This window comes from Microcystis aeruginosa LEGE 91341, from assembly GCF_015206885.1.
Lineage (GTDB): Bacteria > Cyanobacteriota > Cyanobacteriia > Cyanobacteriales > Microcystaceae > Microcystis > Microcystis aeruginosa_H.
Genome location: NZ_JADEXY010000145.1, coordinates 1 through 10,240, shown reverse-complemented (window position 1 = coordinate 10,240; position 10,240 = coordinate 1). Strand labels below are relative to the sequence as shown.

At 41.2% G+C, this 10,240-nt stretch carries 8 protein-coding genes and 2 pseudogenes; 9 read left to right on the top strand and 1 reads right to left on the bottom strand.

Annotated features, from left to right (window positions below; translation table 11 throughout):
• Positions 1-120: 120 nt before the first annotated feature.
• From IQ234_RS17715 to IQ234_RS17675, 9 genes and pseudogenes are all read left to right on the top strand, one after another.
• Positions 121-1,032, top strand: a pseudogene (locus tag IQ234_RS17715) (hypothetical protein); the annotation flags it as partial.
• Positions 1,014-1,985 carry an AAA family ATPase gene (locus IQ234_RS17710; RefSeq protein ID WP_193958041.1) on the top strand — a complete coding sequence of 324 codons (972 nt, stop codon included), beginning with the start codon at positions 1,014-1,016 and terminating at the stop codon, positions 1,983-1,985. The pseudogene IQ234_RS17715 and the gene IQ234_RS17710, both read left to right, overlap by 19 nt.
• Positions 1,986-1,993: 8 nt before the next feature.
• Complete coding sequence (locus tag IQ234_RS17705) at positions 1,994-4,675, top strand: formylglycine-generating enzyme family protein (protein WP_193958040.1); 2,682 nt, start codon at positions 1,994-1,996, stop codon at positions 4,673-4,675.
• A gap of 430 nt (positions 4,676-5,105) precedes the next feature.
• Positions 5,106-5,297, top strand: a pseudogene (locus IQ234_RS17700) (hypothetical protein); the annotation flags it as partial.
• Between the two features lie 35 nt (positions 5,298-5,332).
• Positions 5,333-5,653, top strand: a complete 321-nt coding sequence (locus IQ234_RS17695) for a hypothetical protein (RefSeq protein ID WP_002790593.1) — start codon at positions 5,333-5,335, stop codon at positions 5,651-5,653.
• Positions 5,641-5,856, top strand: coding sequence for a DUF2283 domain-containing protein (locus tag IQ234_RS17690; protein ID WP_002764315.1), 216 nt, complete (start codon positions 5,641-5,643; stop codon positions 5,854-5,856). Before IQ234_RS17695 ends, IQ234_RS17690 begins: the two co-directional genes overlap by 13 nt.
• A 445-nt stretch (positions 5,857-6,301) precedes the next feature.
• Positions 6,302-8,650: an HD family phosphohydrolase gene (locus IQ234_RS17685; protein ID WP_193958038.1), complete on the top strand. Its 2,349-nt coding sequence runs from the start codon at positions 6,302-6,304 to the stop codon at positions 8,648-8,650.
• Positions 8,647-9,114, top strand: a complete 468-nt coding sequence (locus IQ234_RS17680; RefSeq protein WP_193958037.1) for a DUF29 domain-containing protein — start codon at positions 8,647-8,649, stop codon at positions 9,112-9,114. Before IQ234_RS17685 ends, IQ234_RS17680 begins: the two co-directional genes overlap by 4 nt.
• A gap of 38 nt (positions 9,115-9,152) precedes the next feature.
• The gene (locus IQ234_RS17675) at positions 9,153-9,800 is read left to right on the top strand and encodes a Uma2 family endonuclease (RefSeq protein ID WP_193958036.1); all 648 of its coding nucleotides are present in this window, start codon (positions 9,153-9,155) and stop codon (positions 9,798-9,800) included.
• A 295-nt stretch (positions 9,801-10,095) separates the two neighbouring features.
• On the opposite strand, the gene IQ234_RS17670 is transcribed toward IQ234_RS17675, so the two are convergent.
• Positions 10,096-10,240 (bottom strand): transposase (locus IQ234_RS17670; RefSeq protein WP_193956859.1); only part of this gene is annotated, 145 nt, incomplete at its 5' end.

Genomic DNA, 10,240 nt, shown 5'->3' with positions numbered 1-10,240 from the left:
CTCGTAGGTCTCGATGATCTTTTGTCGCAAGTCTAAAGAATAGGGCTTCATCGGGTCGTGGCTCCTGCCTAGGTCTATAATTTATTGTCCTCTTCTATTGTACCTCATGCAAGTGCATACCGCTATAGTTTGCGGTTTTGTACTGAAAAAAAATATGGACTAGGAAAAAAAGGAAGACCCTCTAGACAGTCTTATATTGTTCAAGCTTATTGCGAAGTATTAGACCTAGATTTTGAAAGCTTAGAATGTTGTCAAAATCATCATCAAAACCCAAAAAATCAACGAACAAATAATGAAAAAATTTATCATGTTTTGACAAAATTTAATTACACTAATCTAGTAAATTTTACCAGTTCAATAGCCGCTAAACCTTTACGAGAAGGCAGTATTTATATTCCCCCTTGTCCTCATCAATATCGTTTTTGGTGTTTACATCGTTTAGAAAAAGAAATCTTGATCACTAATAATTTGCCCGTTAAACCTATTGTTTTTAAGTTTCAAGGAGATGGTCAGGAAGAATGGGATAGCTATAGTCTTCATGAACATTTTTTCAATAATTCTGGAGGAATTAAAAATTTAAAGACTAATAATTTTTGTTTGATTTTTGAAGGAATTGATTGTGCAGACTTTGACCGTTTAAAGGACATTGATTCATTTTGGCAAAACTTAATTACCAACGCTCGTAAAATACAAAATAGTCCCATTCTGGGCTTTTTATTAATGATTTGGTTAGATTATGGAGAAGGGAATGATTGGAGAGATAAGGACAAATTATCAGAATTTCCTATTCACCGCTTACAGATTGACTCTCGCTTTGAACAACGGTCTTTTCAGGAAATTATTCCAACTTTTGCTCAACAACTTCAGTTGGGTTGCGACTTACAGGATGAAACCACAGACTTATTTAAATCTACCTTGCAGGAATTATGGGAAAATAGCAATCAAGGCGACATAGAAAAGACACTGAACGCTTTTTATCAACAATTTAAAGGACAATTATCGGGGCAAAATAGATGGCTAAACTATCCTTAACCTACACGGGAGAAATTCAACCAGAATCGGATCTTTATTATGAACCGATTCAACAGAAAATTTATCCCTATGACGCAGGTGATGAGTTAATAGAAGTTGTTAACTTGGCTATTGAATTGGGAATGCCTTTGTTACTAGAAGGTGAACCGGGATGTGGCAAAAGTCGTCTAGCTCATGCTTTAGTTTATGAATTTAATAATGGTCAGAAAAGTGGTCCTATAAAATATTATGAGTGGATAGTTCAATCTACAAGTAAAGCAGAAGATAGTCTCTATCAATATGATTATATTGGCCGTTTACAAGCTGCTCAAATTAGCGGAATTTTAAGCAAAAAAGGAACAGAAGAATCTTCTTCAAAGCAAAAAAATCCAGCTACTTCAAAGGATTGGTTTGATTTACAACCCTTGGGTAAAGCATTTAAACAAAGTCAAGATAAGCAGGAACAATCGGTAGTATTAATTGATGAAATAGATAAAGCAGATCGAGATTTTCCTAACGATTTACTTTTAGCCATTGAATCTCGTCGTTTTTTCATTAAAGAAACAGGAGAATTAATTCAAGCAAATGATCAAGCTTTTCCTCTAATTATCATTACCAGTAATCAAGAAAAAAACTTACCCAATGCTTTTCTGAGACGTTGCATTTATCACTATATTGAGCTACCCAACCAAGAAAGATTAAGAAAAATATTAACCGAACGGTTTACCGACGCTCAACAAGAGGTTATCATCAAAGCAGTGAACCGTTTTCTGGAAGTGAGAACATCACAAGACGAGACTAAATCTGAAGGAGAAAAAAAAGTTAGCACCAGTGAATTAATAGCCTGGTTTAAATCGTTACTCAAGTACAAACCTGAAGAAATTATCGCCAAATTAAAAAAAGACAAATTACCCCACGCTAGTGTTTTACTAAAAAGCCGTACCGATTTACAAGATTATGGAACAAGAGGTTAAAAAAGCCAATGACATCCCCCCTACTTGACCTATTTTATCAACTCAGAGACGAAGAAGGATTTCTGCTGTCTATTGAACAATATTATCGGGTGGAAAATTACCTGATTCAAAAACTCGCCAATGATTCTGATATTGCTATTCAAGAGAATCCCAACTTAGAGAATCCTAAAATTAAACTTCTTTGTCAAGCTTTATGGGTTAAATCTCTAGAAGAAAAACAAAAGTTTGATCAGGCCTGGACAGAGATGCTACAATTACAACCAGAAATAAATACAGAAATAGCCCAAAAAATACCTATTCGCCATCCAGAAGAATCGATTAGCAAAAGCATAAACCCGATGGATGATAGGGAATCTCCCTCATTAGAAATTACCCCTCCGGGGGATAGACAAATAGCACCAGAGACTTCATTTCCACAAATTGCCACAGCTATTGAAAAGCGAAAAAAAATCACCTCCCTAGATAATCCTGATTATTATCCTATTGGCATCGCTAAGTTACAAGAAAGTTGGCAGCAACTGCGTCCATTACCCCTAGAAAATCCTCGACAAACTTGGGATATAAAAGCTACGGTGATGGCAACAGCTAAAAGAGGTTTTTTTGACCAAATAATTTACCAAAAGAAGCAACTTTATCGCCGAGAAATTATTATTTTTATTGATTGTTCTGACTCGATGATTCCCTTTGCAGGATTTGGTCGGATAATGAAGCAAACTTGGGCAAATGTTCCCCATTTTTACTTTGATAATCTGATTAGAGACGAGGTTTTACGACAAGAAAACGGTTGGGAAAGTCAATCTTTAACCAAAGTTCTCTCTAACTATTCTCCTGAAGTAACCAGTTGTCTAATTCTTAGTGATGCAGGTGCCGCTAGAAAACGTTATGTAGAAGAGCGCTTGAGCGCAACAGAAACCTTTATCCGACGATTTAGCCGAAGATTTAGCCGAGTCGCATGGTTAAACCCCTTACCCTATCATCGATGGTATGGGACAACTGCGATCGATATTGCTAATTTAGCTGAAGATATACCCAATTTTTCCATGTTTGAACTAACCACAGAGGACTGGGAAAACTTGATAACATGGCTAAAAGAAGAAGCTATCCCACCCCGTCATTTTCCATTTAATCCTAATCAGTTTCAACAAGGGGATAATTGGGATGAGGATGAAGATTTTTTTAGCGCAAAAAGCCGTTTAAGATTATTTGAAGAAGAAAACGAACTAAACACCAGAGAACTAGCGCAGCGAGCGGCTTTTCCCCTTGGTTTATCCCCTAATTTACTTTATTATCTGCGTCAACATCAAGATAAAAATAATCAAGCTCCCTGGTATGCGATCGCTGATATTTTACTCTCCAGTTTAGTCCGCAAAATAGATCGAGAACTTTATGAAATGTCTCCCGATGTTCGTAAACTACTATTAGAAAAATTAACCCCAGAGGAACTCAAATCTCTGGCCTATCAGTTACAAACCTATATTCAGGAACAAATCGGTGATTATTGCTCAAAATCGGTTTATTGGCAAAATCAACAATGGTTAGCTCTTGCCTACCTAAAACCCAGTCAAGCAGTCAATGAAATCAAACAGGTACTAGCAGAAGCTATCAAAAATAATAACCGAGTGCGTCTTGTGAGATTGACAGCTTTATTAAAAAATATATCCGCTGCTTTAGCCGATTATGAACCCTTATTATTGCTTAATGAACCGATTGCCGCCTATTCTAGAGGGGATTTAAACCACGTTGGTAATGTCCTTCAACTTTCCCCAGAAGACGAGGGAACCCTACAAAAACGTTTAATAGACAAAGTAGCCGCTATTGTTCCCTACATTGTTCCCTACAATGAAAACCTTTTCCTTTTTACCGCAGAAACAGTATTGGTTAATGAAACAGGCAAAGTTATCGAGAGAAAACCTGTTAAAGCCTATTTTTACGATGAAAACCTTCCAGAAGTTGGCAACCGGAAAAAAGCTCAAAACTATATCCGCATGATGTATATTCCCCAAGGAGAATTCTGGATGGGAACGGAAGATGAGGAAATCGAAAGACTGGTTAAAAAATTTCGTTGGCAAGTATTTAGAAGGGAAAGACCACAACACCTAGTCAAAGTCCCCGCTTTCTACATGAGTCAAACCCCGATTACCCAGGCCCAGTGGAGAGCGATTGCCGCAACCGCTAAAATAGACATCGACCTAGAGACAAACCCCTCTCGCTTCAAAGGGGATGAGCTACCCGTAGAACGAGTCAACTGGTATCAAGCAACGGAATTCTGTAAACGACTATTAAGGGAAACAAAACGGGAGTATCGGCTACCGAGTGAGGCAGAATGGGAATATGCCTGTAGAGCGGGGACAACAACCGCCTTTCACTTTGGGGGAACGATAACGGCAGATTTAGCTAACTATCGAGCTACTGAAACTTATGCCGATGAACCTACAGGAGAATATCGACAACAAACGACTCCCGTGGAACAGTTTCCCCCAAACGCTTTTGGGCTATACGATATGCACGGCAATGTCTGGGAGTGGTGCGCCGATACTTGGAATGGTGATTATTATCGTGCATTGCGGGGCGGTTCTTGGTTCAACCCTCCTAATAACTGCCGTTCCGCTTACTGCAACAGCTACGTCCGCAACGACACCTTCGACCACCTCGGTTTTCGGGTGGTGTGCGGTGTCGGGGGGACTGTGTAACCGTTTTTCTCTTTTTTTTCCTTTTTTACCGCCCAAAGGCCGGTCGATTTTGTAGGGGCGAACTGCGTTCGCCCACCGGCAATTATCGTCCCACCGGCAATTATCGGCCCGCCCGTTTTTTGGGGATTTGGGGCGATTTTTGGGTTATTTGGGCGCACGCGATGCGCCCCTACGGGTTTTTGGGGTTATTTGGGCGCACGCGATGCGCCCCTACGGGTTTTTGGGGGGTTGGGCGCACGCAATGCGCCCCTACGGGTTTTGGGCGCACCAGAAGGCGAAAAACCCCCGCATCAAGTTAATCTAGATACCTTTCGAGAAAAAATTTTTTTGCACAGGGAGTCCTTACAATAGAAAAGGGAACACACAACCAAATTGCTGGTATTTTTCCTCTGGGCATGGTGGCGCAGTTTATAGAATTTAGCTGGAATTTATGAATCATTTTCTGCATTCTTTCACTGTTTTTCCTGATTCTGCCCGAAAATCTCGCTCTTACTCCCTGGGTAAACTGCGACGACCCTTAATCTTCCTGTTTACCGTCGGTTGTCGTTTCTATAATCAGCCGAAATTAGCCGTCGGGACTATTTCTCCGGTCACAATTATCGCCCTCGAAGATGCCAGTTTTCATCTTGACTAAGAATTTGCTGATGAGGACAAAACATGAGCAAAAATGATCTATTTTTTGAGATTTCAACCCCTCTTAATTGTACGATCTGCGTCACTGTTACCTATTGGGAAATTATCACCCAGATAAAACATCCTATAATGAAAGGACAAGAAAAATTAGTCCAAGAAACCCTTAGCCAACCTGATGAAATTCGACGTAGCCGCAGTGATCCCAATGTTTATCTTTTTTATCAACTTCAACGACCAAAACGTTGGCTCTGTGCCATTATCCGAAAACTCAATGGTGATGGTTTCCTAATTACCACTTATCCCACCGATGCAATTAAAGAAGGGGAAATTTTATGGCAGAAGTAAACGTTTATTATGATCCGATGGGCAATACCTTAACCGTGTGGTTTGGCGATCGCTCTTCGGAATATCTCTGCGAAGAAACCGGCGACGAAGTTATTTTAATGAAAAATCAAAAAGGCGAAGTTATTGGTTTTGAAAAACTTAACTATAGGATTTCTGAGAACAGGAATCTGAAAATTTCCCTAGAAACCGCCATCCCTGTTTAAACAATAAAAGCGAAAAATAACACTTGCTAAAAGTGAGCAAGCTTTCAACAATATTAAGGAAAATCAATCAAAATAATCTCTCCTTGTCTAACTTTCCCGTGGTGTGCGGTGCTGGGAGGACCCTGTAACCCTTTTTCTCTTTTTTTTCCCGCCCAAAGGCCGGTCGATTTTGTAGGGGCGAACTGTGGTCAGTGAGTTTATCGAACTGCGTTCGCCCACCGGCAATTATCGGCCCGCCCGTTTTTTGGGGATTTGGGGCGATTTTTGGGTTATTTGGGCGCACCAGAAGGCGAAAAACCCCCGCATCAAGTTAATCTAGATACCTTTCGAGAAAAAATTTTTTTGCACAGGGAGTCCTTACAATAGAAAAGGGAACACACAACCAAATTGCTGGTATTTTTCCTCTGGGCATGGTGGCGCAGTTTATAGAATTTAGCTGGAATTTATGAATCATTTTCTGCATTCTTTCACTGTTTTTCCTGATTCTGCCCGAAAATCTCGCTCTTACTCCCTGGGCAAACTGCGACGACCCTTAATCTTCCTGTTTACCGTCGGTTGTCTGACTAGCGTGGTCGGTTATCGTTTCTATAATCAGCCGAAATTGGCCGTCGGGACTATTTCTCCGGTCACAATTATCGCCCCCGAAGATGCCAGTTTTCAAGACCAAGAAACCACCGACCTCAAACGCCAAAAAATTCGGGCTGGACTGCTTCCCCGACTGAAAAGAGATCCCCAAATCACTGCCCAGATTGAGCGATCGCTAGGGGACACTTTAGGGCAATTAAGTCAAATTAGCCCAATTTTGCCAAAAAATTCGATTTTACTGAGCAGGACTATTTCTAACGCCACGCTGGGAACGCTGCTCACCTTTTCTGCCGCTCAATGGTCAACCCTAGAAAGCGGACTCAACTATAAAGAATCTTTTGCAAAACCCTTGACAAAAGAACAGGAATATGCTATGCAGGAAATCCAAGCCTATCGTCAGCGCGTGACGAAGGGAAACTTTGAGCAATTTGTCGATCGATTGGAGCAATTACGGCAAATACAGGAGCAAACCAGCCAAAATTATCGGCATTCTAGCTTAAATAAACTCAAATATGCCGCTCTGATCACAGCAGCCCAAATGGGCGATCGAGAGTGGCAAAACCTAGAAAAAGCCGTCCTGCAAGCGGGGCGCCGGATTTTGGTGCAAGGCATTCCTCCCGGGATTTCCACCAGTCACCTACAGGATACCATCGCCGTGCAGATTAGCAGCGATCGCCTAAACCGTCGTCAGCAGCTTTTAGCCGAAAATATCCTTCTGGCGGCCCTAGAAGGACAAACGAACCTGATAGAAGATCGAGAGGCCACCAAAGAACAAGCCACTAAAGCAGTGGAAGCGGTAGATATGGTCATGTCTAACGCTCAAACCGGTCAAATTATCGTTAAAGCAGGCGAAAAAATTACTCAAGCTCAGTTTGTTCTCATCGATGGCTTTGGTTTAAGCGAACGGGGCATTAACTGGATGGGTTTAGGGTCAACGGCAATCCTTGTCACCAGCGCGATCGGCACTTTTTGCCTCGTTGCCCAGCGTCTCCATCGGCCCCTGCGTCACCGGGATTTTCTTCTCTTGGGTTTACTAAGTTTCACCACACCGATCCTAGCGATCGCTAATATTCCCTTTACCAATCTGGCAGGCGTGGGTTTATTAGTCAGCAGTTTCTATGGCCCGACTCTGGCCGTCACCCAAGTCCTCTTAACTGCCGGTCTTTCCCTATTCAGCATCCAAGGCATCAGTGCCGATTTAATCGCCGGGACGATTGGGGGACTATTAGCGGCGATGATAGCGGCAAAATTGCGCTCCCGGGATGAATTATCGCTCCTAGGGATGGGAATCGGAGTCAGTCAAGGGGGTGTTTATCTGCTCACCTACCTAATCGTTAGCGCCACGGCCAGCACGATCATCTATACTCTACTACCCACGGCCCTCGTCTATGGTCTATCGGGAATAGCTTGGACGGTAATCGCCCTAGGATTATCCCCCTATTTGGAACGCTGTTTCGATGTGGTGACTCCCATTCGTCTGGTGGAGTTGTCCAATCCTAATTGTAGTTTGCTCAAACGTTTGGCCACGGAAGCACCTGGTACTTTTCAACATACCCTTTTTGTCGCCTGTTTAGCTGAAGCGGCCGCCAGAAAACTGCACTGTAATGTGGAATTAATTCGCACGGGAACCCTTTATCACGATATCGGGAAAATGCACGATCCTCTCGGTTTTATTGAAAATCAAATGGGTGGCCCGAATAAACACGATGAAATTAACGATCCCTACGTCAGCGCCGAGATTATTAAAAAGCACGTTAGCGAAGGGTTAGTCATGGCCCGCAGACACGGTTTACCGCGAGTGGTTCGCGATTTTATTCCCGAACACCAAGGCAATCTCTTAATTTCCTATTTTTATCAGCAAGCTTTGCAAAAATCCGCCCAAAATGGTCAAGAACTCGTCGATGAGGCGGCCTTTCGCTACGATGGTCCGATTCCCCAATCGAGAGAAACGGCGATCGTTATGTTAGCTGATAGTAGCGAGGCTGCTTTGCGATCGCTGAAGGAGGCCTCCCCAGAACAAGCCATGGATATGATCAAAAAGATTTTTCAGGCCCGATGGCGCGAGCAACAATTAGTAGATAGTGGTATTCGTCAGGAGGAATTACCAATTATTGCCGAGGTTTTTGTGCAGGTTTGGCAACAATTCCACCATCAACGCATTGCCTACCCGAAAGCAGTTTTAGAAGTCTCCTCAGCCGAAAAAATATGAAAAGAGATACTTGGCTAAATCAGTTACAATTTCTCTACGAACAAGATGAACATCTCTGGTTGAATGAAACAATTAAACTTCTCAAGGAAAATCGTCTAGCTGAGTTGGATATTCAACATTTAATCGAGGAGTTGGAGGCTTTGAGCAAACGGGATAAACATCGAGTTGAGAGTTTTTTAAGACAGATAATTATTCATCTTTTGCTGTGGCAATATTGGTCAAAAGAATTTGAATTAAATCATCGGCATTGGCAAGGAGAAATAGCCACTTTTAGAGTTCAGCTAAATGGATACTTAAGCACCAATCTAGAAAAATATCTCCTAGATAACCAAGAAAGAATCTATCAAGATGCCGTTTTTATTGTCGGACAAAAAACTGAAATATCTCCTCACAATTTCCCTCTAAATTGTCCCTATTCTCTCAAACAAATGCTTGATAGGCATTGGTTGCCAGAGCGAAATTAGTTAAATCCCACAGGAAAAAATTAAGGATAATTACCAAAATGTTACTAATTACTCTCAACGAAAATACTTTATCTTTATCTCCGGGCAGTCAAGTTATTTTTCCGCATCAGACTTGGGAAGATTACGAAAGATTGCTGAGTTTACGTCTCCATAAAACCTATCCCAAACTCTATTTTAATCGCAAAACTCAAGAAATTAGGCTTATGTCTCCTTTACCAAGTCATGGCAAACGTATCAATCTTTTAAGTGATTTAGTAAAAATTATCCTCCGTCGTCAAGGTAAAGACTGGGAATGTTTTGATCCCATTACCTTGAAAATGCCGGGAGAAGCGGGAGTAGAGCCAGATACTTGTTTTTATATTGATAATAGACAGGCAATTTTAGGCAAAGAAAGAATTGATTTAACTGTTGATCCTCCTCCCGATTTAGCTATAGAAGTGGATTTTACTTCTCTGACTGATGTAGGAGCTTATCAATTGCTAAAAATACCCGAATTGTGGGTTTATCGTCGGGAAGAATTAAAAATATATTTGTTAATAGAGGACAGTTATCAAGAAAGGGGAAATAGTCGTATCTTTCCCGATATAAATATCAAGAAACTTTTTCCCTATTATGTTGAATTAGGCTGGAGCCAAGGTTCTAGTCTTGCCTTACGTCAATTTGAAGCTTTAGAGAATTTTAGTTAATACTAAATTCGCCACCGTGCCGCTACCTAGTGCCTTCGCCACCGCCCTAATTTGGACTTGCTAGACTAAACTTAGTTTATTGTGGTTCTGGGGAGCATCTCACTTATGCAATGAGTATTAATACTTATAGCAATCAAAAACTAGAAAATCTTCAACTTGATCACAAAGAGAAATGAGATTATTATAGTTATAACTTACAATTCAGAATATATCTCGATGGGAGGAATAATTCAATGTTATCAGAAAATGAAAAAAGAAATGAACTACCCCGCCGCAAGCGGACGGGGTATCAGAATCAAAATAGACTCAATTGTAGATTTTGGTGTAGCTGCAGGTATTCTTTATCTTGTTCTTTTACATATCTCGCTATCATACCTTCATCCCCATGCTTTCCTACCGTACTTGCGTAATATCCATCACTCCAAAACTCTCCTCCCCAC

What these genes read in the sequence shown, in the direction of transcription:
- IQ234_RS17710 (WP_193958041.1), top strand. Translation starts at nt 1,014, where the DNA reads ATGGCTAAACTATCCTTAACCTACACGGGAGAAATTCAACCAGAATCG.
- IQ234_RS17705 (WP_193958040.1), top strand. Translation starts at nt 1,994, where the DNA reads ATGACATCCCCCCTACTTGACCTATTTTATCAACTCAGAGACGAAGAA.
- IQ234_RS17695 (WP_002790593.1), top strand. Translation starts at nt 5,333, where the DNA reads ATGAGCAAAAATGATCTATTTTTTGAGATTTCAACCCCTCTTAATTGT.
- IQ234_RS17690 (WP_002764315.1), top strand. Translation starts at nt 5,641, where the DNA reads ATGGCAGAAGTAAACGTTTATTATGATCCGATGGGCAATACCTTAACC.
- IQ234_RS17685 (WP_193958038.1), top strand. Translation starts at nt 6,302, where the DNA reads ATGAATCATTTTCTGCATTCTTTCACTGTTTTTCCTGATTCTGCCCGA.
- IQ234_RS17680 (WP_193958037.1), top strand. Translation starts at nt 8,647, where the DNA reads ATGAAAAGAGATACTTGGCTAAATCAGTTACAATTTCTCTACGAACAA.
- IQ234_RS17675 (WP_193958036.1), top strand. Translation starts at nt 9,153, where the DNA reads ATGTTACTAATTACTCTCAACGAAAATACTTTATCTTTATCTCCGGGC.